The organism is Candidatus Vondammii sp. HM_W22, from assembly GCF_022530855.2.
Lineage (GTDB): Bacteria > Pseudomonadota > Gammaproteobacteria > Chromatiales > Chromatiaceae > Vondammii.
Genome location: NZ_CP099567.1, coordinates 2,669,631 through 2,694,286, shown reverse-complemented (window position 1 = coordinate 2,694,286; position 24,656 = coordinate 2,669,631). Strand labels below are relative to the sequence as shown.

Here is a 24,656-nt window from a genome sequence, read left to right as displayed (position 1 = left end):
TCTTGGTATTAAGATGGGGGGAAGGTCACCCATTATCAATGCCATGGCAGCGGCCGGTATAGTCAATATCCCCCGCATAATGACAGGACAAATACTGGCCGGCAGCCCCCCACTGGAAGCGGCAAAATATCAAATCATGATTCTTCTGCTGATCGCAGGCGTTACCGGTCTTGGGGCGATTGTTGCGGTCTGGATGGGTTCACGCCCCGGCAAAGGCGCTAAGACCGCAAAGTTATAACTTACAGTTACAAAGTATATGAAATGGCATTCATTATGAGAGAAATTGGGCTGCTTCCGGACGGACACCCGCATTCCTCAACAAGAATAAGGCTCAGGACAACTTCATACGAATGAGCTTTAAAATCAGCATAACAAAAGGCGTGGCGTGGAGCAGCAGATCAAAAATATCGATTGGGCGAACCAGGGTTCCCGCTGCCAGCATTTTCAATTTTTCCCAGATATGGGGCTCAGGGACAAAAGGCGCGAGTCCGAGTAACAGACATGCCATAACAATCAGGGTGAGGGGGGCTCATCCAACCAGGCCATTTTTAACTCCTATCAATCATTGCGGTTCATCTGAGTATACAATTGCTCATCTGCCGTACTAAAGCAGCAGGCTATGATGCCTTCAAACCCTTTTGCGGCCCACATGGCATTCAGCGCAATCCCGGCCGCCTCTCTTTTTGGATAACCGTAAACACCCGTGCTGATAGCAGGAAAAGCGATCGTTTTTGCACCCGCTTTACGTGCCAGAGCAAATGAGCTCTCGTAGCAGGCATACAGCAGCTCTGCTTCACCCTGATCGCCACTGCGCCAGATCGGACCCACCGTGTGAATCACCCATTTCGCGGGCAACAGAAAACCGGGTGTAATTCTGGCCTCTCCAGTTTGGCAGCTGCCCAGAGAGCGGCAGCTTTCCAATAACTCAGGGCCTGCCCTGCGATGAATTGCGCCGTCCACACCGCCGCCGCCAAGAAGACTCGGGTTGGCTGCGTTGACGATGGCATCAACCTGCAGTGACGTTATATCTCCCCGGACTAGCTGTATCCGTGCCTGATGATTTACACGCTTCATTTAATTACCGCGTTTCACTCTCACCGGGTTTATGCTTGGCTGTTTTCAGTGTAACTTCTCAATAACAGATTAATATTTATGAGTTGGCTATGTCTTCATTAACCGTCATCATTATCTTTGGCATTCTGGCTTGGCTCTGGCTTGATGGTGCCAGGGCGCGTGAGCTTGCCACAGGCATCTGCAAGACGGCATGCGCCAAACGTAATGTGCAGTTTCTTGACCAGACTGTATCACTAAGACGACTGGACATCCGCTGGACCACCCATGGAATCCGGTTTAGACGGCAATTCCGTTTTGACTACAGCGAAGAGGGTATGGGGAGATTGAGCGGGCATATCACCCTGATTGGCGTTCAACTCGAAGAGTTCAGCCTCGGTCTGCCAACCGGAGAGGATAAAGCCACCCCCTTCTCCCGGAAGCCGCCAGAATAATCAACTGGCTGAAAAGAGGCGATCTACTGAAGAATCAGTCCGCCGCTATTTAACGACTTTCAGCTTTGGCCGCTCTTTGGGTAGCATCGGTTCAGGATCATTGTCCGGAGGCGTTTCGTCACCATCTTGATACTCTTCGTCCGGAAACAGCATTCCCCGACCGTTCTCCCGGGCGTAAATCCTGAGCACGGCTGAAGGCGGCACGATAACAACCATGGGGCTGCCGCCAAAGCGGGCATTAAAGGTGATGTAATCATTGCCCAATTCCAGGTCATGCACAGCCGATAGACCTATATTAAGAACAATCCGTCCATCTTCCGCGTATTGGGTGGGTACAACAACGCCCGCCCCCTCTGCTTCAACCAGCAGATGCGGGGTCAGACCATTGTCAACTAGCCACTCATAAAGCGCCCGAATCAGGTAAGGTCGATTAGAGCTGATCATTTTCAACTGTGAGCATTTCTTGACCTGCAGCTTATTACTCACGCATCTCGCGTTCAGCCTCGGTAAGGCTCTGCTGGAACGACTCTCTCTCGAACAGGCGCTCGGCATAATCGAGCACGGGTTTAGCCTGTGGCGGCAACTCTACTCCGAGCAGAGGTAGGCGCCATAGCAGCGGGGCTATGGCGCAATCCACCAGCGTCAGAACATCACTCATAAAGTAGGGCTTATGATTAAAAATAGGCGCTGCCGCAGTCAGACTCTCCCGCAGCTCCTTGCGGGCTTTTGCAACCCCTTTGCCACCGGCAAAAATACCATCCATTAAGCTATACCAATCCTTGCTCACTCGATGCATAAAGAGCCGGGAGCTGGCACGGGAGACAGGGTCAACCGGCAGCAGCGGTGGATGAGGAAAGCGCTCATCCAGATACTCCATGATGATGCGGGATTCAAAGAGAATCAGATCTCTGTCCACCAAAGTAGGTAAAGTCCCGTATGGATTCAGATCCATGATATCTTCAGAGATATTTACAGGGTCCGTATCAACGATCTCCACTGTGATGTTTTTCTCTGCCAATACCATACGCACACGATGATTGTAAGGACTTTTTCCATCCGAATACATGGTCATCACAGATCGCTTGTTTGCAACAGCAGTCATACAAACCACTCCAGATTACAGCCTGTAAGAAATAGACTTGGTACAAAAAACAAAAAGGACGCACAGTATACCTTAAACCGTGCGTCCCCGTGTCTTAGAATGAAAGTTCAATCAATGCACGTCTTTCCAGTACTCTTTCTTCAACAGAACAGTTATGACGAAAAAGACCGCAATAAAAAGCAGAACCCAGACTCCCAAACGTTTACGCTCCATCTGAATCGGCTCACCGATATAGCTTAGAAAGGCCGTCAGATCCCGCATCGCCACATCAAACTGCTCAGGGGTCATATCCCCCTTGCCCGCCGCACCCTCAACAGGCACTAGCTTCTCAGCCACTTGCTGGCCATCCACTTCGTGGAATACCGCTTTCTGCATACCCTGCAATTTCCAAAGCACGTGGGGCATGCCCACATCTGCAAAGACAACATTGTTTACGCCAAAGGGGCGGGACTCATCGACATAGAAACCACGAAAGTAGGTGTAGAGCCAATCCACGCCACGCGCCCGGGCAATGACGCTCAGATCAGGTGGAGACGTTCCGAACCAAGCTTCCGCCTGGGCAGGATCCATAGCGATCTGCATGGTGTCACCAATCTTATCGGTGGTGAACATCAGATTCGCCGTCACCTCTTCTTCGGTCATGTGCAGATCCTTTGCCATGCGATTATAACGCTGGTACTTGGCTGAGTGACAACTCAGGCAGTAGTTAACAAAAAACTTGGCGCCACGCTGCAAAGATGCGGTATCACTGAGGTCGATATTGGCATCATCCAGATGAACACCGCCAGACGCTATTCCAAGGACCGGCACCATAGCCAACAGAAATGCAATAATTGGCTTTTTCATTTGGTCACCCTCTCTGGAACAGGCTTGGTCTTATCCATCTTGCTGTAGATCGGCATCAGCAGGAAGAACGCGAAATAGAGTGCGGTAAAGATCTGCGCCAACAGAGTCAGAGTCTCGGTCGCGGGCTGAGTACCCAGCCAACCCAAAACGATAAAGGCAACAACAAAGATGCCGGTTGCCGTTTTAACGATGGGCCCCTTGTAGCGAATAGACTTCACCGGGCTTCTATCCAGCCAGGGCAGGAAGAAGAAGACCACAATGGAAGCCCCCATGGCAATCACGCCTGGGAAGGCGGAACCCAGCATCGAAGGAATCGCCCGCAGAATCGCGTAGAACGGCGTGAAGTACCATACTGGCGCAATGTGCTCAGGCGTCTTCAATGGATTGGCCGGCTCAAAGTTGGGGGCCTCAATGAAGTAGCCACCCATTTCCGGCGCAAAGAAGACCGCCGCAGCAAACAGAAACAGGAACCCGGCCACACCCGCTATATCCTTGACGGAGTAGTAAGGGTGGAAAGGGATGCCATCAGCTGGTGCTGTATCGCTCCAGCGATTGCCCTTTGGACCTTTCTTGATCTCGATACCATCCGGATTGTTGGAACCCACCTTATGCAGCGCCACAATGTGAATAAACACAGCGGCCACCAGCAGGAACGGCAACATGAAGTGCAGCGAGAAGAAGCGGTTCAGTGTCACATCGGAGATCACATAGTCGCCGCGAATCCAGACACCCAGATCCGGACCGATCACCGGTACCGCACTGAACAGGTTAATGATCACCTGGGCACCCCAGTATGACATCTGACCCCATGGCAGCAGATAGCCCATGAAGGCTGTTGCCATCATCAGGACATAGAGAACCACACCGATGAGCCACAGCAACTCCCTGGGCTTACGATAAGAGCCGTAGATCAGACCCCGGTACATGTGCAGGTAGATCACAACAAAGAAGGCAGACGCACCTGTGGAGTGCAGGTAGCGTATCAACCAGCCCCAGTTCACATCACGCATGATGTACTCGACAGAACCGAATGCCAGTTCTGCGTCAGGTTTGTAGCTCATGGCAAGCCAGATGCCAGTGGCGATCTGAAGCACCAGAACCAGCACCGCCAGGCTGCCAAAAAAGTACCAGAAGTTGAAGTTCTTTGGTGCGTAGTATTGGGCCAAGTGCTCGTTCCACACTTTGGTCATCGGAAATCGATCATCGATCCAGCCGACAAAATCGCTCATTTTACTCATCAGGAAGCGCCTCCGTCTTCACCTATCAACAACCTAGTGTCGGACAGGTATTGATGCGGAGGAATGACCAGATTGGTAGGGGCCGGAACGCCAGCGAAGACGCGGGCCGCCAAGTCGAATTTTGATCCGTGGCAAGGGCAGAAGAAGCCACCAATCCAATCGGCTCCAAGGTCTGCAGGCGCAACTTTCGGGCGATAGGTTGGAGAGCAGCCCAGATGGGTACAGATGCCGACAGCGATCATGTATTTAGGTTTGATCGAACGGTGCGGGTTCACACAATAGCTTGGTTGTTGCTGCATCTCAGAGTTGGGATCCGCCAGGATGCCGTCAAGGCTTGATAGCTCCTTCAGGTTTTTCTCAGTCCGATAAATGACCCAGACCGGTTTACCGCGCCACTTAATGCGCATCAACTGACCTAGCTCAAGCTTGCCAATATCAGCCTCAACCGGTGCCCCTGCTGCCTTGGCTCTCTCACTGGGACTCCAGGAGGCCAGGAAAGGCACCATCACAAAGCCGACACCCACAGCACCGACCACACTCGTTACAGTGGTAAGAAACCGCCGCTTTTTTAAATCCACGCCATCTACACTCATAATATCCCATACTCCCGGAGTAGGCTGGATGCACTTCAATTTCCACCATGAACAAGGCATAACCTTGCGCTACAGGAAAACAAGAATATGCTGATATTTACCTCAAAATAGACGGCGATTTTCCACCATGTTTAGCTTGAGGTCAAGGTACTCTATATTTAATAAGCGGCTATCAGTACAGCTTATAAAGAGACAGGTAATCAAACTGGATTAGGCACATCGATAAACTGATGTTTTATATTGAACTTCTCCGACAGGTGGTGGCCTAACGCCGATGCACCAGAACGCTCTGTGGCATGATGCCCTGCAGCAAAGAAATGAATTCCTAACTCACGCGCCAGATGGACCGTGAATTCTGATACTTCACCGGTAATAAAAGCATCCAGACCGATCGCCGCCGCCTGCTCAATGGCACCCTGAGCTGCCCCGGTACACCAACCGACTTTTCTGATCTTCCGATCACCGGCCTCAATCTGCAGCGGCTTGCGCCCAAGCTTACTCGCAAGCAACAAACCGAGCCCATCGGGGGTCAAATCAAGCTCGAGTGTTGCCTGCCAAATCAAGGCGCCTTCTTCTATCGGGGCGACATCCAAAAATCCCAACAGATCGCCAAGCAGACGATTGTTACCCAATATCGGGTGTGCATCCAATGGCAGGTGGTAGGCCAGCAAACTGATCCCATGAGACATCAAAGTCCGCACCCGGCATCCCTTAACCCCAATGAGAGCTGGCGGCTCACCTTTCCAGAAATAGCCATGATGAACCAGCAACAGATCAGCATCAGCTTCCACCGCCGCATCAATCAGAGCCTGGCTGGCCGTCACCCCACTGACCAGACTGCACACCTGGGTCACACCTGCATCAACCTGCAGACCATTCGGGCAGTAATCGTTAAACGCACTCGCATTCAGAAAACCACTGCAGTAGCGTTCCAGTTCATACAGACTCTCCATAAAACCATCTCCAACTGCTCTTTCACTCTGACAATGACGGAGATTCAGTCCAATTTTAATCCCCTCCGGCCGCTATTTCTGAACAGGCTTCCAGCTTATCAATTCAAGAACCTGCAGAAATAGTAGATAATCCAATTCTATCTGATTTACACAATGCGCCAATATAATATGCAGCTTAAAAAAATCATTGTCTTTATTTTCCTCTCCGTTGCCTCAGGATTGATTGCCGCATACTTGGCCATCAGCCTGTTTTCAGACTCTGCACCCGATCGCGTGGAACTGATCGAACCTTCAGTTCAACGCAGCAGGGCCGATTCCGGACCAGCATCCTATGCCGATGCTGTTGCACTGGCCACACCCTCCGTAGTCAACATATATACGACTAAAGTCACTATCGAACAAGGCGGTCAACCATTCACTGATCCCTTATTTCGCCGCTTTTTTGGCGACCGGTTTAGTGCTAAACCGAAAAAACGCCTGCAGGCCAGCCTGGGTTCCGGAGTCATCATCGGCAATCGCGGCTACATACTGACCAACCACCATGTCATTGCAGAAGCCGATGAAATACGGGTGGTACTGGCAAATGGCCAAACACTGAATGCCGAGGTGGTAGGCACAGACCCGGATACCGACCTTGCAGTACTGAAAACCGATACAGATAACCTGCTGGCGATCACCGTGGGAAACTCCAACAGCCTCCGGGTTGGTGATGTGGTGCTGGCCATCGGCAATCCGTTTGCCGTTGGCCAGACAGTGACAATGGGCATTGTCAGCGCAACCGGCAGAGATCGACTCGGGATCAACACTTTTGAAAATTTTATCCAAACTGATGCCGCCATCAATCCTGGCAACTCAGGTGGTGCCCTGATTAACGCCTACGGTGAACTGGTGGGCATCAACACCGCTATTTTCTCTAAAAGTGGCGGTTCCCAGGGCATTGGCTTCGCCATCCCAATCACCCTGGCCAGAGGGGTCATGAACCAGATTCTGAAACAGGGCCGTGTCGTTCGGGGCTGGCTTGGCATTGCCGGTCAGGACATCACCCCCGAACTAGCGGAATCATTTAATTTTAGAGATCACAGCGGCGTCCTGGTTTCAGGTATACTTGAGGGTGGACCAGCAGATCAGGCAGGGATTGAGCCCGGCGATATCATTACGCAGATAGGCAACCACATTCCTTCCAGTGCCCATGACATACTCAATATCATCTCGGCAATACCACCCGGGAGCTCGGTAAAAATCAAAGGACTGAAAGGCACAGGGGCGTATCAAACAAAGGTAACTGTCAGCGAACGGCCAAGAGCCAGGAAGGAAAATTAGGAGTCAGCCTGAGAGAGGAAATCTGATGGTTTGACGTAGTGCACTCAACATTTTCCAGTATCGTCTAAAGTGTATTGGTTACTCGCTATTTTTAATTTCTTCTTGGGATAATCCGCCTAGCAGTTGCTCAAGAGGTGCTGGACGGGCAACACCATAATCCTGCGCATAATCCATCTCTATCTCGGTCATCCACTGCAAAATTCGCTCATTCTTGACAAATTCGGCAATGGTCAACTTGCCCATGACATGCCCTATTTCATTGATAGAGCGAACCATGGAAAAATCAAGCTTATCTTCCAAAATATCCCGAACGAAAGTACCATTGATCTCCAGGTAATCCACCTGCAAACTCTTGAGATAGGCGAACGAAGATATCCCGGTGCCAAAATCGTCAAGGACAAAACGACAACCAAAACCCCGTAGCTCCTCGATAAAACGGACCGCCTTACCCAGACTGAAAACTACGGCAGTTTCGGTGATTTCAAAACAGATTCTTTCTGGTGGAATCCGGATAATAAGCAAACTGATCAATAACAAAGGGTGGATTCAAGTTGTAAGTGCATCACCTGGATGACTAAAATGAGATTACGAAATCTTATTTATACAGGAGCACCGCAAATCGTGTCTTATCGCTATTTTGGTGCAAAAGAACGCCATACGCTCATGTATCTTTTACATTGGCGTTTAAGTTATAGAGACATTGGTCGTCGTTTAGGTCGTCATCACACCACCATCTCACGTGAAGTGATCAATGGTCGACTCATAGCCTGTTACCGGGATGGGCTTGCACAAAACGTGCGATGGTTCGATGCAAGAAACCGAGGCACACTCGCAGGCGGTCGCATAAAAAACGCCTGCATTATGCCATCGATCGGTTACCGGAGGATTGGTCACCGGAAACAAATGGCTGGACGCCTCAAGCTGGATCATCCTCGAAGTGCATGTCTGCGAATTAGCCCGGAAGGTATCTATCGATGGATATACGAGAATGCGGCACAAGTCGATTCTTTGTACCAACATCTACTGAGGCGGCACAAAAAGCGTCTAAGACAGCAGCAATACGGGACTGGACGTGGTCTGACGCCCGATTGTGTCAGCATCCATGATCGTCCTTTGAGTATTGGCAACCGCCATCGCTTTGGCCACTGGAGAGGTGATAGTGTTGAGGGAGCCAAGGGCTCAGGTGGCATTGCCACCCATGTGGAAAGAAAGAGCCGCGTACTGGTTGCTGCTAAACTGAGCGACAAATCGGCAGATACTTTTTATCTGGTGACAACAACTGCCTTAAGGTCATACCTGAGAAATGGTGTAAAACCCTGACGGTTGATAACGGTAAAGCAATGTGCTCAGTTCAGGAAAATTGAAGAGGCCACAGGCATGAATGTTTACTTTGCTGATCCTTATTCCCCCTGGCAACGGGGCACCAATGAAAATATCAATGGGCTGCTGCGTCAGCACTTTCCTAGAGGAATCGATTGGCAAAAGGTCGCTAATCTAATGCTTGCAACAGTGGTAGGAAAGCTCAACAATCGACCTCTGAGATGCCTCAATTATCAGACGCCAAACGAAGTCTTTCTGAAAAGTACAGGTGATACACTTACAATTTGTAATCCACCATTACGAAAGGCCTGGATGAAACAGCCGCTGCTATCCAGTATCAGTGCCTCAAGACAAACCCAAACCCTTTGGGCGAAAAAGAGAAATGGAATGATCCTGAAGACGACACCTTCTATGGACATATTCACAGCCTGTATCACTCAAAATTGCAGGTCTTCTTGGCAAAGTTCGTCTAGGATATTTTTCTGGTAGGGTCTGAAAACGGCAATATTATTTACACCGCCTCCAAGGAGATCGATTCTGGCGCCTCCCTGATCTCGGCCCCCATGCTGGTTTAGGACTCAGGTCTGGGAGAGACCTTTAGATCAGCAGTGAAAGCAGACAAATCCGACCGTGTAACAGTCGTCGATTCAAAACCCTGTGGTCCCCCTATAGTGACCAAGCCGCTTTTATCGCCTCGCCTATGTTTGACGATAAAAACCGCATGGAGTGCTCGTTTTCCAGGTGCCGGTAGACAAGCCAAACGGTATCGCCACCAGTGCAGAATAGCAAGAGGTCGGACAAGGAAAAACCGGCAAAACCTATCTGGGGTTAGTAAAGACCGGGTGGCACACAGCATCAGCCTGTTCATTGTGGAATCTCCTGGTGGTTACCCTGCCTTGCTAGAGCGTGCAGGGATTTCACGCGAGATTACCGACATAATCAGCCAAGGGAATCAATGCAGGACTGCAACAGATAGGCACACCTGCAACGTCGGCGTCAGGCCAGGGAGAAAAGCGGCGGAAGCATCTTTACCGGGTGCTGTGGAAAAACGGTACTCTCAGCCTACACTCCACCGGACATCGCCGGACTCGACTGATCGATTACCAGCAAAATTGAAATCCAAGAGACATTTTCATCGGCAGAGGCTCTGGGCCGGGATATTAACTACAACATCGCCATCCTGGTTCTTGCGCTGGCCGAGCGGTTTTTCGCCCACAGAGACACCATACCTATCCGGCGGCTTGATGCAACCATCAACCACATTGAACAGAATACCAGCCTAATCGAGCGTTACAACAACATCAGCAATATCCTGAGATAGCAGAACAGACCAACTTGCTCGCGCTCAACGCAGCCATTGAAGCGGCGAGGGGACCAAGCAACGGCAACTCAGGCAAAGGAGGCCGGGGTATCTCTTGAATCGATCACCCGATCAGTGGATACCATCAGTAGTGTGGTAACCCAAATTGCCACTGCCACACAACAGAGCACAGTTGCCGAAGAAAATAGCCTGGAGAGCTCAGAGCGCGTAGTTGCAGCCAGCGAAGGCCTGAATCGGCCCTCTGTTCAATTGAGGGAACCGACTGCCCAGTTTAGACTATAAATCAGCAGGAAGAAGAGCGCTGCTTCCGAATGAAGACTGACTAGGCTGACTGTAGCGCCGCTTGCAAGGCGGCCAGTTGCGCCTGGTTCTCTTCCGGGGTTCCCACTGTCAGCCGAAGGCAATCTGCCAGCAAAGGGTAAGCACCATGAAGATTTTTCACCAACACCCCACTCTCTCTCATGCTCCCATGGATCTCCACCGCACGCTCTTTCGGCATCCTGACCAGAATAAAATTGGCTTCACTGGGAAAAGGACGAATACCATCAATCGTTTTCAACGAACTGAACAAAGCCACTCTTTGCTCCCGGATTGCATCGGTCTGTCGATCGAACAGGGTCTGGTGCTCCAGTGCAAATTCGGCGCTAACCTGGGTCAGTATGTTGATGTTATACGGCAAGCGTATCTTGTCGATCTGATCGATCCATGCTGGTGCTCCGACCAGCAGCCCCAACCGCAGGCCCGCCAACCCCATCTTTGAGACGGTACGCATCACCAGAAGATTGGCAAACTCCCCGACTCTGCCGAGAAAGCTGGCATCGGTAAAGGGAGCGTAGGCCTCATCAATAACAACCAGCCCGGGAGCAGCCTCAATGATGCGGACCAGATCTTTCACCGGAAACAGGTTGCCAGTGGGGTTGTTCGGATAGGCCAGGAATATGACCGCAGGCTGGTGCTGATCAATAGCGCTCAGCACCGCCTCTGTATCCAGGGAAAAATCATCACTGTCCAGGGGAACACCGACATACGCCATACCGGCAATGGTCGCTATCATGCTGTACATGACAAAACTAGGATCCACTGAGAGGATCTTCCGGTTGCCACCCGCAAGCATCATGGCAATCATCTGAATCAGCTCATCGGAGCCATTTCCCAAAATCAGACCGGCATCTTCCGGTATCCCCATAGTCTGGCGCAACCGTGCCTGAACCCCCGGGGCCTGAGGGTGTGGATAACGATTCAGCTCCGCTCCCCGTAGCCGCCCTAGCCAAGCACTCAGCAACTCATCCGGCCAGTTGTAGGGGTTCTCCATTGCATCCAGCTTAATCAGGCCTGACGCCTTGGGCACATGATAGGCAGAGAGCCCCTTTATTTCCGGGCGCACCCATTGATTAACCAATGTATCAATACCCTGTTCACTCATTGGAGTCGCCTCTTAACCCGGACAATTCATCAATCTCTGTTACGACTATCGACCACGAAGTCACGGCTCAGGGGCAGTGACAATGGACGGATGCTATTTATCTTTAAACCGATACTCAGCAGAGCGGGCGTGAGCAGTAAGTCCTTCACCCCGTGCCAAAACGGATGCCGTCTTGCCAAGGGTATCAGAGCCCGTCTCCGAGACCATAATCAGGCTGGATCGCTTCTGGAAGTCGTAGACACCCAGCGGAGAGGAGAAGCGCGCCGTCCTTGAGGTGGGCAATACATGGTTTGGGCCGGCACAGTAATCACCCAAGGGCTCGGACGTATAACGGCCCATGAAGATGGCACCCGCATGCCTGATCTTTGGCGCCAGCGCCTGGGGATTGTCAACCGAGAGCTCCAAGTGCTCTGGGGCAATAAAATTAGAGACCTCACAAGCTTCGTCCAAATCCCGGCAGTGAATCAGCGCACCGCGATCTTTCAGGGCCGTGGCAATAATAGGTTCACGCTCCATGGTCGGCAACAGCCGGTCAATATTGGCCTTCACCTGCGCCACGAAAACCTTGTCCGGGCAGAGCAGTATAGACTGGGCATCTTCATCATGTTCTGCCTGGGAGAAGAGGTCCATAGCGACCCAGTCAGGGTTGGTTTTACCATCACAGATCACCAGAATCTCAGAGGGTCCTGCAACCATGTCTATACCCACTTGCCCAAATACGGCCCGTTTGGCAGTCGCCACATAGATATTGCCGGGACCCACCACTTTGTCCACCGGGGGGATCGACTCAGTACCGTAGGCAAGGGCCGCCACCGCCTGGGCGCCCCCAACAGCAAACACCCTATCAACACCACAAAGGTGGGCGGCGGCCAGCACCAGTTCATTCAACTCACCACCCGGGGTGGGAACCACCATAATCAGCTCCTGAACACCCGCCACCTTCGCCGGCAGCGCGTTCATCAGAACTGAAGAGGGATAGGCCGCCTTGCCTCCCGGCACATAGAGCCCAACCCTCTCGATTGCGGTCACCTGCTGTCCCAGCAGCGTGCCATCCTCTTCTGTATAGCTCCATGATTCTGTTTTCTGTTTTTCATGGTAGATGCGGACACGTTCAGCAGCATGCGCCAGTGCCTGGCGCTGATCTTCGGGGATACAGCTCCATGCCTGCGCCAACCTTGCAGCAGGAATCTCCAGATCAGCGGCACCTCTTGCATCCCAGCCATCGAAACGGCTTGTATACTCAAGCAGTGCATCGTCGCCCCGGGAACGGATATCGACGATAATATCGTTTACTGTTTGATTGACCCCGCCATCAGATACTGACTCCCAGGCTAACAACTGCTCCAGCCGTTGCTGAAAACCGGTATCGGTGGTGGATAGCTGTGCTATATCAGCCATTTTTCTACTCCGCTGTATAATTTGGGGTATTCAGGGAAATGTACCTATGAATCAGCCGGTTCCGAACGGATATCAGGAGGCTGAAATTCATCCGCTTCAGGCGAATTTGCCCTGAATCAGTGACTACTCTCAGCCACCGCTTCACGCAGCGCTTCCAGCAACTGCATGACGGTGCCATGTTTCATTTTCCAGGCCGCCTTATTGACCACCAAGCGAGAGCTGATGTCGGTGATATGCTCCAGTGGAACCAACCCATTGGCCTTCAATGTATTGCCGCTCTCCACCAGATCCACGATCAGATCAGATAACCCGACCAGAGGTGCCAGTTCCATGGAGCCATACAACTTGATAATCTCAACTTGCTGCCCCCGGGCAGCGAAATACTGCCTAGCCGAATTAACATACTTGGTGGCAATACGCAGCCGGTTACCGGTCAACTCTGCATCCGGGACACCCGCCACCATCAGCCGGCACTGTGCTATCTGCAGATCCAGCGGCTCATACAGCCCTTCTCCGCCATGTTCGAGCAGCACATCTTTTCCCGCCACGCCCAGATCGGCCGCACCCCACTGCACATAAGTTGGGACATCTGTGGCACGAATAATCACCAGTTTCACCTGAGGATGGTTGGTATCCAGAATCAGCTTACGGCTGGTTTCAGGATCATCCACCGGTTTAATGCCGGCATGTGCCAGCAACGGCAGAGTCTGCCTGAAAATCCGCCCTTTGGAGAGCGCAATGGTAATCGACGTGTCAAAATCCATGTTTTTCACAAACACTGCCTGAGAGAAATGTTCTTGCCTAATTAGGTATCCGCCGGATCTGAGCCCCAAGCCCGGACAGTTTCTCTTCTATGTTCTCGTAGCCGCGATCGATATGATAGATACGCTCAACCACGGTTTCACCCTCTGCCACCAAGCCGGCCAGCACTAGGCTGGCTGATGCCCTCAAATCCGTCGCCATTACCGGCGCGCCTGTCAATCGCTCAGCGCCATCACAGATTGCCGCATTGCCTTCAAGCCGGATATCAGCTCCCATGCGCTGCATCTCCAGCACATGCATAAAGCGATTTTCGAACACCGTTTCAGTGATAATCCCTACCCCCTGAGCAACGCTGTTCAGCGCAGTGAACTGCGCCTGCATATCCGTAGGGAAAGCCGGATAAGGTGCGGTACGCACATTCACCGATTTAGGCCGCCGCCCCTTCATGTCGAGGGTAATCCAATCTTCACCGGCCTCAATCTCGGCCCCGGATTCACGTAGTTTATGTATAACTGAATCCACCAACCCCGGCTGAGTATCCCGAATACGGATACTGCCGCCGGTAATCGCAGCGGCTACCAAATAGGTGCCGGTCTCGATGCGGTCCGGCAATACATCATAATGTTCGCCGATAAGACGCTTCACACCTTCAATAGTGACGGTATCCGTGCCTGCACCACTCACCCTGGCGCCCATTTTATTCAGGCAGTTGGCCAAGTCGACCACCTCCGGCTCTCTGGCAGCATTCTCGATGACGGTAATGCCATCCGCCAGTGTTGCCGCCATCATCAGATTCTCGGTACCTGTGACGGTAACAATATCCATCACCAGCCTGGCACCCTTCAGGCGTTTGGCTTTGGCCCGAATATAACCCGCCTCCACCTCGATATCAGCGCCCATGGCGCGAAGCCCTTCGATATGCAGATTGACCGGTCTTGAGCCGATGGCACAACCGCCGGGTAGAGAGACCTCCGCCCGCCCAAACCGGGCCAACAGCGGACCGAGCACTAAAATAGATGCACGCATCGTTTTCACGAGCTCATAGGGAGCGTGAAAGTCTTTGATGGTGGAGGTGTCAGTCTCTATGCAGAGACGCTCATCCACCACCAGCTGGACACCCATGTGCCCCAACAACTCCATGGTCGTGGTGATATCGTGCAGATGAGGTACATTACCCACGCTCATCGGGCCATCCACCAAAAGGGTTGCCGCCAAAATAGGGAGGGCCGCGTTCTTTGCCCCGGCAATACGCACATCCCCTGACAAGGGACCGCCGCCAGTAATTATCAGTTTATCCATTAAAAATTGCCAAAATCGGGCACTTGGCCCGCTGAGATAAAGATGTAAGGTTCGAGGTAACGGCCTATTCTAGGGAAAACCGAGGAAAACAGAAAGGACTAGCTTTCCCGGGCCGCTGAACCCATCACCACCTGACTACTACCTTGAAACAAACTAGCCGGTCACAGGCAACAGTTGCTCTGCATTACTAAGACGTGCAATACCCAACAGGGATGATGGCATATTCCTGAACCGGATACTGACACCCTGCGCACTGCCACGATCCAACAACTCAAGTAGAAGTGCAAGACCAGAGCTATCGGTATGATTCACTTCATAAAAATCAAAAACCAGCTCTTCACGATCGGCAAAAAACGGCTCACACTTAGCCAACAGCTCAACCACACTGGCAAAAACCAGAGGGCCCGTCACCAGCACACAACCCTCCTCAGTTGAGCTCAGGTCAGCGGTTGTCACTTACTTGCCCTGCTTATTACGCAACTCTAGCTTGCGGATCAAGCCGGACAATTTGTAGCGCCGGATCCGAGAAGAGAAACTGGTGCGGTAATTTGACACTAGGCTGACGCCATCGATCACTACGTCGTACACTTTCCAGCCATCTTCGTCCAGATAAAGTTTGTAGTTGATCGGTACCGGAATCGCGCCAGATTCGCTGACCCTGGTGCTCACCGTAACATTAGTGGCATTCCCGATGTGCCGGAATGGTAGATATTCAATCTTCTGCCCGGAATAGTTGAGTAGTGCCATAGTATAGGTACGAATCAGCAGTTCACGAAACGCACCAATAAAAGCCTCTTTTTCGCTCTCTTTTGCACGTTTCCAGTATTTTCCAAGCACCAACCGAGACATGCGGAGGAAATCAAACCTCGGCAGAACGATATGCTCTACCAGCTGGTAGATTTTCTCTGGCGATTGGTTCAGCTCTTTTTTCAAGAGTACTACCTCAGCCAGCACCAGATCAGCCGTCTCCTTCACGACGGCATCTGGGGCATTATCGGCCATCACCGGTCGAACTAAAAACAGGGGCAACAACAGTAGCCCGAAATAGGGTGCCCATTTATTCACTTTCGCGTCCCTCTTCTGCCTTGCTGAACAGAAACTGTCCGATAATCTCTTCCAACACCAGCGCTGACTGAGTCAGGGATATTTCGCCGCCATCCGCCAGATATTTTTCACTGCCCCCCGGATCAAGCCCTATATATTGCTCACCCAATAGACCGGCGGTAAAAATTTTTGCAAATGTATCATCAGGGACGGCGTTATACTGTGACTCGATTTTCAATGTCACTACCGCTTCATAAGTATTCTGGTCGAAGCTGATGTTGCTGACACGGCCAATTCTTACACCAGCCATGGTCACCGGCGAACGTACTTTGAGGCTGCCGATATTATCAAATCGTGCAGCGACCAAATAACCATCGCCACTCGCGCTGGTACTCAGGTTACTGACCTGCATGGCGAGGAAAAAGAACGCCACCAATCCAGCCACCATGAAGGCACCCACAAGTATTTCCGTTGTTCTGCTCTGTATCATAGATCAACCCCCGAACATCAGTGCCGTCAGAATAAAGTCAAGCCCCAGCACCGCCAGAGACGAATGCACCACGGTACGGGTAGTGGCACGGCTCACCCCTTCCGAGGTCGGCACCGCATCATAACCCTGGAACAGCGCGATCCAGGCACAAACCGTACCAAAAACCAGACTTTTGATCACACCATTATAAACATCTTCATCCAGATCTATTTTAGCCTGCATCTGGGACCAGAACGCACCATCGTCCACCCCAAGCAGACCCACACCAACAAAATAGCCGCCCATCACGCCCAATGCACTGAACAGTGCCGTCAATAACGGCAATGAGATAAATCCTGCCAGAAAACGCGGCGTCAACACCCGTTTAATCGGATCTACTGCCATCATCTCTAAACCGGAAAGCTGTTCTGTCGCTTTCATCAGGCCAATTTCGGCCGTCAGCGCAGACCCCGCACGTCCAGCAAAGAGTAGTGCAGCGACCACCGGTCCCAACTCCCTGACCAGAGAGGCTGCAACCATAACACCCAGTGTCTGCTCTGCGCCAAACTGTGACAGAATATAGTAACCCTGAAGCCCCAATACCATGCCGACAAACAGGCCGGAGACACTGATAATCAACACCGACAAAACGCCAACGGAGTGGATCTGCTGGATCAGAAGGCGCGGCCTTCGAACCAGCGCAGGTACTCCCCGGAGCATATTGAACAGGAGCAAATGGCCGAGACCAAACCGCTCAAGAGCGCTGATACCCACTCTTCCCAATTGGGCAATACGCGCTAACACGATGCCTCCAGCAGATCCTGTTCAAGATCTTCCGCTGGAAAGTGAAAAGGCACAGGGCCATCAGCAAGACCTTGCATAAACTGCCGGGTCCAGGCCACATCAGAGTTGATCATGGCATCAGGTGTACCTCGCTCAATGACTTTCCCTTCCGATATCACATAGATCAGATCTGCAATGGCTGCAGTCTCCTCGACATCATGAGATACGATGATGCTGGAGAGCTTGCTGGCATCGTTCAGTGAACGGATCAGCTGCACCAGCACGCCCATGGAGATTGGATCCTGCCCGGTAAAGGGCTCATCGTACATAATCATCATCGGATCCAGCACCATGGCTCGGGCCAGGGCCACTCTGCGTGCCATGCCTCCTGAGAGCTCGCTGGGCATCAAATCGCGGGCGCCCCGCAAACCCACTGCTTCAAGCTTGAGAAGAACCAGCTTTCGAAGCATCGCATCCGGCAGATCGGTATGCTCCCGCAAGGGATATGCAACATTGTCGAAAACGCTGATATCGGTCAACAGCGCTCCGCTCTGAAACAGCATACCCATGCGCATCCGGAGACGATAAAGATCGCGGGTATTCAGCTTATGAATAAGCTCGCCATCGACATGAATAGTCCCCGCATGGGGGTGCAACTGTCCACCGATCAGCTTCAGCAGGGTGGTTTTACCGGTGCCACTCGGACCCATGATGGCGGTAATCTTGCCCCGGGGAATATCAATATCGACACCGTCGAATATGGCACGTTCACCACGGAGGAAACGCAGGCCGCGAATCTTCACTAATGGCTCCTGGCTACTGCTCGAATCCATTATGATTTTAGTGTTGTTCTCCATCAGCCGGGCAAGCGCTCCTGTTCTGGAAATCTTCGATACAAAAAGTTCCCCTTTTTACCTCTGGTAAACTACAGCGTCAAGCAGAATAGCCTTTGTCAGGTGCAACCAAGAAGCTCAGCCACAATTTTCGGATCCTGCATCGATGAAACACCAACCTGATCACCACAAAAAAACAGTGCGAAGGAGCTTTCAATACGGCTATCACCCCCCCAACGACTCTATATGAGGTGGCGCAACGTGCCGAAGATCAGCCCCCCCATCGAGTCAAGCAAGCCGGATAAAGGGACCGCCTAATTAACCCGCAGCCCCGGCACTGTAAAACCGGACTAGGCAACCACTCGCCACAGCGTCCAATGCGACCGGCAAACCGGCGGTTGCCACGGGATAAAAATATCTCCCGGAAAGCTCACCGGCAATTTCAAGCACCTGCGACAACACGCCCTTTGTAACGACCACGCCACCCAGTGCATCACCCAGCAGGCCAGCAAACTGCTTCAGCCTCTGAAGCTCTCCCGATGCTACCGTCTCCAACCCCAGGAAAAACCAGAAGCTATCTGAGACATCATCCATTCACTCAGGCTAGGCATCAGACGAGCAATTCAGCCATTCGGGTACCGGAACCAAAACCCCATAAAACTCGTTTGAATAGTAGCTGAGCCACCAGGATTCTGACAAGCCATCAGGATAGTATGGACCGGTCCAGGCTTGATGATCTCAGCCTCTCGCACCGACAACGAAACTTACCCGTTGGTCACCTGTCACTTCAGACATCAAGTAATAACCAAACATCCGCTTTTATCCGGTACCAAAAAATAGATGCTGGATACATCGACTACAACGCCTGCCAGATAGTGTAGAGACCAAACAGCATCACCGTAACACCCGCTACTTTACGCAGCGCGGCAGAGTGAGCCAGCCTGGCTGCGGCACCAGCCAACGCGCCCATTATCAGCAGATTGGGGAATGTACCTATGGCAAAGGCCAGCATCAGCCCGGCTCCTTCGAGAGCACCGCCGGAGGCAACTGCATTGATCAGCATGCTGTAAACCAGTCCGCAAGGAAGCCAGCCCCAAACCAAGCCCACGCCAAGGGCCTGCAGGGTTGTAGTCACCGGTAGCAGCTTGCGCCCCAGCGGTTCGATGCGCCGCCATAAAGCACCGCCGACATGCTCTACACGGTTCAACAACATCCACCATCCCGCTAGGTAGAGACCCAGCAGGATCATAAATAAACCGGCAAACAGCAACAGTATCCGCTGGGCGTAATAGATCGGCATCAACCGGGTCAGCAGCAGTCCCAACCCGCCCATAATTGCGCCAGCAATCACGTAACTGGATATACGCCCAACATTGTAAGCCAGTTGATAGGGCATACTGGCTAGTCGTCCCTGCTGCTTCTCAGGCAAACCGAATGTAAGCGCTCCAACGATACCGCCACACATCCCGATGCAATGCACACCACCGAGCAGACCGACGACGAAGGCACTTAAATAGGGCATCCATAACTCCATCAACTCTCCCCTCCCCTGATCTCAGCCAACTCATTCTGATGGAGCCTCGACAACAGCAGCAACCCCGGAACGGCGATCAAAGCGCAAAAGATAAAAAACCCGGCCCAGCCCATCCACTCAGCCATATACCCCGTGGGCGTTGCCGCAATCACTCGTGGCACACCCATTAAACTGGTCAGCAATGCATACTGGGTGGCAGTGAATTTCTTATTGGTCAAGCTGGCCATAAACGCAATAAATGCCGCCGTACCCAAGCCGCCGCTCAGATTTTCAAAGGCAACCACCGCAGCCAATCCAGGCAGGCTGGCACCCATCAGCGCCAAAACAGCGAACCCTGCCGTGGAGACTCCCTGCAGAATGCCAAACCCCCAGAGAGCACGGTAGATGCCGAGACGCAGGATAAGCACTCCGCCGAGCAACCCCCCTGCAATCGTTGCCCAGAAACCGAACAGCTTCACCACAGCACCGATCTCTGTATTGGTAAAACCCAGATCGAGATAAAAAGGGATCGTCATGTGAGAAGCCATGGTATCGCCAATTTTATAGAGCAGCACAAACAATAGGATCAATAGTGCATTACGACGGCTGAAATACTCTACAAACGGTTCAATTACCGCTTCGCGCAGCGTCTTCGGTTTACCTTCAGGGGCATTCGGCTCCGGCGCCAGCAAGGTCGTCGCTATGGCGGCCAGCATGATGCCGGACATCACCAGATAGACTTGTGAAAAACTGATGAGGTCAGCCATAATCAGACCGCCCCCAGAGGCCAACAACATGCCTACCCGATAACCGTTTACATACAGGGATGCCCCGAGCCCCTGCTCATCATCCGCCAGCGCTTCCCGGCGATAGGCATCCACCACAATATCCTGGCTAGCAGAAAAAAAAGCAACCAGCAACGCAGCTAACGCCATGCTCAGAGGTGCATCTCCCGGTCGGGATGAGGCCAGCCCGACCAGTGCCACAACCAGAGCCAGCTGGACCAGTATCAACCAGCCACGACGCCGGCCTAGTAAGGGGGGGGTGTAGCGATCCATCAATGGCGCCCAGACAAACTTCACCGTATAGGGCAAGCCCACCAGGGCAAAAAGACCGATAGTCGCGAGATCCACACCCTCTTTTGCCATCCAGGCCTGAAGCAGGGAACCTGTCAGCAATAGCGGCAGGCCGCAAGCGAATCCCATCAACCCGGCAATCAACATGCGATGGCTGAAGATGGCACTCAGAATATCACTGAGACTGCGTTGTTCAATTTTTGTCGGCATAACGTCCAATCATTCCTACCAAAGCAGCTGAAGCACTAAATAGGGTCCCAGATTATAACGATTCAGCGCTCAATTGTGACAATCACTGAAGAAATTCTCACCACTTGAGATAACTCCTTGCATCATGCCTCAGGCCAGAAGACAATTCCCATATTAGAATTCTGGAGTCAGCCATGCAAGATTATCAACGTGAATTTCTCGAATTTTCCCTTTATACAGGCGTCCTCCGCTTTGGCGAATTCACTCTGAAATCGGACCGCATCAGCCCCTATTTTTTTAACGCCGGGTTATTCAACAGAGGCTCAAGCCTAGCACGCCTCGGATATTTTTATGCACAGGCCATCGTCAACACGGGAGTGGAGTTCGATGTACTCTACGGCCCTGCATACAAGGGCATTCCACTGGCCGCAGTCACCGCAGCAGCACTCTTCAACCACCATGGAATAGATATCCCTTATGCCTTCAATCGAAAAGAGGCCAAAACCCATGGCGAATACGGCAGCATTGTAGGATACCCACTGGAAGGGCGCATTATGATAATCGACGATGTCATCACGGCAGGAACGGCCATCAGAGAGTCCATGGATATTATTTCTGCCCAGGGAGCAACACCGGCAAGTGTGGTCATCGCCCTGGACCGCCAGGAGTGCGGCACCGGCGAACGCTCAGCCATTCAGGAAGTGGAGGCCGATTATGCCATGCCTGTAGCAGCCATCGTGCGCCTTGAGCACCTTGTCAGCTACCTGGAGGAAAAAGAGGATTCAGGAGAGGCGCTGGAAAGAATCAGGTCTTATCGCAAAGAGTATGGTGTCTTAGAGAACCTCTGATTAATTCTGGATCGGATGGATGACGAGTTAGAATCTTCCGGATCAAGGCGGAAATTCCCGGTAATAGCCGACTATTGCCAAGATTTTCCGCCTTGATCCGGGAGATTTCAGCCATCAAACACCGATTCACGAATTGATCAGAGGCTCCTTTAAGAATAACCGAGTTACAAGGGGCTAACCATCAACTTCAGTGTACATATGAATATAACAACAAAATTCGTCTGGGCACCACTGGCAATAACCCTGCTCGCTTTCACCTCGGCATCTGAGGCCAGAAAGCTGTTTCGCTGGGTCGATGACCAGGGCAAAGTACACTACTCGGACCATGTCCCGATTGAGCACTCCCGCAGCGCCCGCAGTGAACTGAACGACCAAGGCCTGGAGATCAATCGAACTGAGGCAGCTAAAACAGAACGGGAGATCGCCCGGGAAAAGGAACTGAAGCGACTGCGCGCAGAACAACAGCGCCTGATCGAGATACAGCAAGCCAGTGACCGGGTGCTGCTACGCACCTTCCGCTCTGAAGATGACATGTTGATGGCCCGTAACGGCAAGCTGACCGCCATAGAGGGGAACATCCTGGAAATACGCAGCAATATTCGCCGGATGAAGGATAAGCTGGCGGACATACAGAAAACGGCTGCCGGACTCGAAAGACAGGGATACCCTCTATCGAAAAACCTGCTGAAGGATATCAGGAACACTCGTCAGCAACTCAAAGAGAATTATGCCTCCATCATCCGTAAAGAGCAGGGGAAAGAGCAGATACGCCAGAAGTTCACCAGCGATCTAAAGCGTTTCCGCAGCCTGAAAAACCTCCATACATTAGACGATAATTTACTCACAGGCCCGAAAAAAGCATCACTACTGGACACTGTTGTCACCTGCAGTGACAAAACAGCTTGCGACCTTGCCTGGCAAAAAGTCGAGACTTACGTCAGAGAAAATGCCACAACCCGGCTACAAATGTTGAGTGACAGCATCATCATGACAGCGGCCCCTGTTCAGGATACTGATATCAGTATTACCGCTTCCAGGATTCCGGTTAAAGAGCAATCTGGCGCTGAACTATTCATGGACCTACAGTGTAAAAACTCGCCGCGCGGCAAGGACTCCTGCCTGACGAAGGAAATAAAGGATATCCAGGCCGGATTCCGGAAGTTTCTGACCAGAAAAACCCCAACTAATGCCGATTAGAATGCTTTGATAATGGCATCAAGTGGCGGCAAAGATTAACCTGAAACAGTGCAATACATTGCGATCTCAGCGCCTACACTGAGGTCTCTGCGTCCCTCTCCTTTTTTGGGAAGAGGCTCCTTTCAAGTAGTGCCCACTGGGAATCCCAGCCATCCAGCGGCGACACCCTGAAACGGGTACGCAGAAACTGATGCATGCGGCCTTCGACCAGGGCAAGCATCAGAGCAGCCCCCGTTTCAGCGTCACTGTCTGCAACGCCCTCACGCATCCTGGCCTCTCGCAGAATCTGCCGAAACTGGGTTTCAAGCCGAGCAAAAAACTGCTCTACACGGCTCAGCAGGCGCTCATTTTCCCCAACCAGGGCATCACCCAGCAGCACCCGCGTAATGCCGGGATTCCGGTCGGAAAAGCCCAGCAGCAGGTAGATCACTTTGGCACAGCGCACCCGAGTCTCCTTCTCACTCTCAAGAATTTGGTTAACGCGGGCAAATACCGTCTCTTCAGCAAACCCGATCAATCCCTCGAACATCTTCGCTTTGCTGGCAAAATGCCGATACAACGCCGCCTCTGAGACACCAACGGCCTTTGCCAGGGCAGCCGTGGTGATACGGGCTCCGGGACTTCGTTCAAGCTCAGCGGCAAGGGCTTCAAGAATAGACTGCTTGCGGGACACTTTCTGATTCATCAATTATTTTTCCAACAACCGCTTCAACGACGACAAATCAGGGTGCCAACACCTTCATCGGTGAACAGCTCCAGCAACACGGCATGTTTCACTCTGCCATCGATAATCTGAGCTGAACCTACACCTGCTTTCACTGCGTCCAGCGCACAGGCGATCTTCGGCAACATGCCACCGTGAATGGTGCCATCTGCCACCAATTCATCCACTCGCTCAGTCGTTAGACCCGTCAACAACTCACCATCTTTATCGAGCAACCCCTTAGTGTTGGTAAGCAGAATCAATTTCTCTGCCTGCAACACCTCGGCCAGCTTACCGGCCACAAGGTCTGCGTTAATATTGTAAGAGCGCCCATCTTCGCCGACACCTATCGGGGCAATCACCGGAATAAAGTTGCCATTGACCAACATATTAACCACGGATATATCGATGCTTTTCACCTCACCGACATGGCCGATATCAATGATCTCAGGCACATCCAGTTCTGGCGAGTTACGCTTAACAACCATCTTGGTGGCATGAATCAGATCGCCATCCTTACCGGTCAACCCTACTGCAGAGGCTCCATGATGATTGAGCAAAGTGACAATATCTTTATTTACCAGCCCCCCAAGCACCATCTCAACCACATCCATGGTGTCTTTATCGGTGACTCGCATCCCCTGAACAAACTTGCTCTCAATCCCTAGCCGATCAAGCAAACTTCCAATCTGGGGGCCACCGCCATGGACAATGACGGGATTGATGCCAACCAGCCTCATCAATACCACGTCTCTGGCGAAGCTCTCCTTAAGTGCCTCTTCTGTCATCGCATTGCCGCCATACTTGATGACAATGGTCTTACCGCGAAAGCGTTTTATATAGGGTAAGGCTTCCGTCAGTACATGGGCGACGTTATGGGCCGCATCAGGGGTCAAACTCATGATTTACTCACAATTCTAT

The 24,656-nt window shown here is 52.1% G+C and carries 28 protein-coding genes and 3 pseudogenes; 8 read left to right on the top strand and 23 right to left on the bottom strand.

The genetic code is table 11. The features are described 5' to 3' along the window. Nucleotides 1-19: 19 nt before the first annotated feature. A pseudogene (locus MN084_RS15200) lies at nt 20-238 on the top strand (ABC transporter permease); the annotation flags it as partial. Nucleotides 239-331: 93 nt separating this feature from the next. Here the strand turns inward: MN084_RS15200 and MN084_RS15195 are convergent. Continuing rightward, nucleotides 332-546: pseudogene (locus tag MN084_RS15195) on the bottom strand (RND transporter). 12 nt (nt 547-558) lie between these two features. Further along, on the bottom strand, nt 559-1,074 hold the full coding sequence (locus tag MN084_RS15190) for an O-acetyl-ADP-ribose deacetylase (RefSeq protein ID WP_241085898.1): 516 nt from the start codon (nt 1,072-1,074) through the stop codon (nt 559-561). An 89-nt stretch (nt 1,075-1,163) separates the two neighbouring features. Between MN084_RS15190 and MN084_RS15185 the strand changes: the two genes are divergently transcribed. Beyond that, entirely contained in the window at nt 1,164-1,505 is a 342-nt protein-coding gene (locus tag MN084_RS15185) for a DUF3301 domain-containing protein (RefSeq protein ID WP_241085899.1), read from the top strand. Nucleotides 1,506-1,550: 45 nt separating this feature from the next. On the opposite strand, the gene MN084_RS15180 is transcribed toward MN084_RS15185, so the two are convergent. The 6 genes from MN084_RS15180 to MN084_RS15155 form a co-directional block, all read right to left on the bottom strand. Then, on the bottom strand, nt 1,551-1,949 hold the full coding sequence (locus tag MN084_RS15180; protein ID WP_277400262.1) for a ClpXP protease specificity-enhancing factor: 399 nt from the start codon (nt 1,947-1,949) through the stop codon (nt 1,551-1,553). A 34-nt stretch (nt 1,950-1,983) separates the two neighbouring features. After that, complete coding sequence (locus tag MN084_RS15175) at nt 1,984-2,607, bottom strand: glutathione S-transferase N-terminal domain-containing protein (protein ID WP_330178148.1); 624 nt, start codon at nt 2,605-2,607, stop codon at nt 1,984-1,986. 111 nt (nt 2,608-2,718) lie between these two features. After that, a complete protein-coding gene (locus tag MN084_RS15170; RefSeq protein ID WP_241085901.1) occupies nt 2,719-3,453 on the bottom strand; it encodes a cytochrome c1 in 735 nt (244 codons plus the stop codon). Next, on the bottom strand, nt 3,450-4,691 hold the full coding sequence (locus MN084_RS15165; protein ID WP_445083844.1) for a cytochrome b: 1,242 nt from the start codon (nt 4,689-4,691) through the stop codon (nt 3,450-3,452). The genes MN084_RS15170 and MN084_RS15165 overlap by 4 nt, the downstream gene beginning before the upstream one ends. Continuing rightward, nucleotides 4,691-5,284 carry a ubiquinol-cytochrome c reductase iron-sulfur subunit gene (petA, locus tag MN084_RS15160; protein ID WP_241085902.1) on the bottom strand — a complete coding sequence of 198 codons (594 nt, stop codon included), beginning with the start codon at nt 5,282-5,284 and terminating at the stop codon, nt 4,691-4,693. The genes MN084_RS15165 and petA overlap by 1 nt, the downstream gene beginning before the upstream one ends. Nucleotides 5,285-5,484: 200 nt before the next feature. Beyond that, a complete protein-coding gene (locus tag MN084_RS15155; protein WP_241085903.1) occupies nt 5,485-6,237 on the bottom strand; it encodes a Nif3-like dinuclear metal center hexameric protein in 753 nt (250 codons plus the stop codon). Between the two features lie 168 nt (nt 6,238-6,405). Between MN084_RS15155 and MN084_RS15150 the strand changes: the two genes are divergently transcribed. Then, nucleotides 6,406-7,557: a trypsin-like peptidase domain-containing protein gene (locus tag MN084_RS15150; RefSeq protein ID WP_330178147.1), complete on the top strand. Its 1,152-nt coding sequence runs from the start codon at nt 6,406-6,408 to the stop codon at nt 7,555-7,557. 78 nt (nt 7,558-7,635) lie between these two features. Here MN084_RS15150 and MN084_RS15145 read toward each other — a convergent pair whose 3' ends face one another. Further along, nucleotides 7,636-8,079 carry an EAL domain-containing protein gene (locus tag MN084_RS15145; protein WP_330178146.1) on the bottom strand — a complete coding sequence of 148 codons (444 nt, stop codon included), beginning with the start codon at nt 8,077-8,079 and terminating at the stop codon, nt 7,636-7,638. A 57-nt stretch (nt 8,080-8,136) separates the two neighbouring features. Here MN084_RS15145 and MN084_RS15140 point away from each other — a divergent pair, with 57 nt between their 5' ends. The 3 genes and pseudogenes from MN084_RS15140 to MN084_RS15135 all read left to right on the top strand — a co-directional run. Then, nucleotides 8,137-8,877 carry an IS30 family transposase gene (locus MN084_RS15140; protein WP_330178145.1) on the top strand — a complete coding sequence of 247 codons (741 nt, stop codon included), beginning with the start codon at nt 8,137-8,139 and terminating at the stop codon, nt 8,875-8,877. Nucleotides 8,878-8,934: 57 nt separating this feature from the next. Continuing rightward, nucleotides 8,935-9,366, top strand: coding sequence for a transposase (locus MN084_RS19925; RefSeq protein WP_445083843.1), 432 nt, complete (start codon nt 8,935-8,937; stop codon nt 9,364-9,366). Between the two features lie 825 nt (nt 9,367-10,191). After that, a pseudogene (locus MN084_RS15135) lies at nt 10,192-10,293 on the top strand (methyl-accepting chemotaxis protein); the annotation flags it as partial. A 227-nt stretch (nt 10,294-10,520) separates the two neighbouring features. Here MN084_RS15135 and hisC read toward each other — a convergent pair. The 12 genes from hisC to MN084_RS15075 form a co-directional block, all read right to left on the bottom strand. After that, nucleotides 10,521-11,621 (bottom strand): histidinol-phosphate transaminase, encoded by a 1,101-nt coding sequence (gene hisC, locus MN084_RS15130; protein WP_241085905.1) that lies wholly within the window; start codon nt 11,619-11,621, stop codon nt 10,521-10,523. A 93-nt stretch (nt 11,622-11,714) separates the two neighbouring features. Beyond that, nucleotides 11,715-13,019 (bottom strand): histidinol dehydrogenase, encoded by a 1,305-nt coding sequence (gene hisD / locus MN084_RS15125; protein ID WP_241085906.1) that lies wholly within the window; start codon nt 13,017-13,019, stop codon nt 11,715-11,717. Nucleotides 13,020-13,135: 116 nt separating this feature from the next. Continuing rightward, the gene (gene hisG, locus MN084_RS15120; RefSeq protein WP_241085907.1) at nt 13,136-13,783 is read right to left on the bottom strand and encodes an ATP phosphoribosyltransferase; all 648 of its coding nucleotides are present in this window, start codon (nt 13,781-13,783) and stop codon (nt 13,136-13,138) included. Nucleotides 13,784-13,820: 37 nt separating this feature from the next. Continuing rightward, a complete protein-coding gene (gene murA, locus MN084_RS15115; RefSeq protein ID WP_241085908.1) occupies nt 13,821-15,080 on the bottom strand; it encodes a UDP-N-acetylglucosamine 1-carboxyvinyltransferase in 1,260 nt (419 codons plus the stop codon). A gap of 153 nt (nt 15,081-15,233) precedes the next feature. Continuing rightward, on the bottom strand, nt 15,234-15,536 hold the full coding sequence (locus MN084_RS15110; RefSeq protein WP_330178144.1) for an STAS domain-containing protein: 303 nt from the start codon (nt 15,534-15,536) through the stop codon (nt 15,234-15,236). Then, nucleotides 15,537-16,145, bottom strand: coding sequence for an MlaC/ttg2D family ABC transporter substrate-binding protein (locus MN084_RS15105; RefSeq protein ID WP_241085910.1), 609 nt, complete (start codon nt 16,143-16,145; stop codon nt 15,537-15,539). Then, nucleotides 16,138-16,614, bottom strand: a complete 477-nt coding sequence (gene mlaD / locus MN084_RS15100; RefSeq protein ID WP_241085911.1) for an outer membrane lipid asymmetry maintenance protein MlaD — start codon at nt 16,612-16,614, stop codon at nt 16,138-16,140. Before mlaD ends, MN084_RS15105 begins: the two co-directional genes overlap by 8 nt. Nucleotides 16,615-16,617: 3 nt before the next feature. After that, complete coding sequence (gene mlaE / locus MN084_RS15095; RefSeq protein ID WP_445083842.1) at nt 16,618-17,397, bottom strand: lipid asymmetry maintenance ABC transporter permease subunit MlaE; 780 nt, start codon at nt 17,395-17,397, stop codon at nt 16,618-16,620. Next, nucleotides 17,391-18,233 (bottom strand): ABC transporter ATP-binding protein, encoded by an 843-nt coding sequence (locus tag MN084_RS15090; RefSeq protein ID WP_241085912.1) that lies wholly within the window; start codon nt 18,231-18,233, stop codon nt 17,391-17,393. The genes mlaE and MN084_RS15090 overlap by 7 nt, the downstream gene beginning before the upstream one ends. A 294-nt stretch (nt 18,234-18,527) precedes the next feature. Then, nucleotides 18,528-18,803 carry a hypothetical protein gene (locus tag MN084_RS15085; RefSeq protein ID WP_241085913.1) on the bottom strand — a complete coding sequence of 92 codons (276 nt, stop codon included), beginning with the start codon at nt 18,801-18,803 and terminating at the stop codon, nt 18,528-18,530. A 262-nt stretch (nt 18,804-19,065) separates the two neighbouring features. Then, nucleotides 19,066-19,731, bottom strand: a complete 666-nt coding sequence (locus tag MN084_RS15080; RefSeq protein WP_241085914.1) for a sulfite exporter TauE/SafE family protein — start codon at nt 19,729-19,731, stop codon at nt 19,066-19,068. A gap of 11 nt (nt 19,732-19,742) precedes the next feature. Continuing rightward, complete coding sequence (locus tag MN084_RS15075) at nt 19,743-21,008, bottom strand: AmpG family muropeptide MFS transporter (protein WP_241085915.1); 1,266 nt, start codon at nt 21,006-21,008, stop codon at nt 19,743-19,745. Between the two features lie 173 nt (nt 21,009-21,181). On the opposite strand from MN084_RS15075, the gene pyrE reads away from it, so the two are divergent. Together pyrE and MN084_RS15065 are read left to right on the top strand one after the other, a co-directional pair. Beyond that, entirely contained in the window at nt 21,182-21,835 is a 654-nt protein-coding gene (gene pyrE, locus MN084_RS15070; RefSeq protein ID WP_241085916.1) for an orotate phosphoribosyltransferase, read from the top strand. Nucleotides 21,836-22,033: 198 nt separating this feature from the next. Next, nucleotides 22,034-23,032, top strand: coding sequence for a DUF4124 domain-containing protein (locus tag MN084_RS15065; protein ID WP_241085917.1), 999 nt, complete (start codon nt 22,034-22,036; stop codon nt 23,030-23,032). Nucleotides 23,033-23,105: 73 nt separating this feature from the next. On the opposite strand, the gene slmA is transcribed toward MN084_RS15065, so the two are convergent. Together slmA and argB are read right to left on the bottom strand one after the other, a co-directional pair. After that, nucleotides 23,106-23,717, bottom strand: a complete 612-nt coding sequence (slmA, locus tag MN084_RS15060; RefSeq protein WP_241085918.1) for a nucleoid occlusion factor SlmA — start codon at nt 23,715-23,717, stop codon at nt 23,106-23,108. Nucleotides 23,718-23,740: 23 nt separating this feature from the next. After that, a complete protein-coding gene (argB, locus tag MN084_RS15055) occupies nt 23,741-24,637 on the bottom strand; it encodes an acetylglutamate kinase (RefSeq protein ID WP_241085919.1) in 897 nt (298 codons plus the stop codon). Nucleotides 24,638-24,656 lie beyond the last annotated feature (19 nt).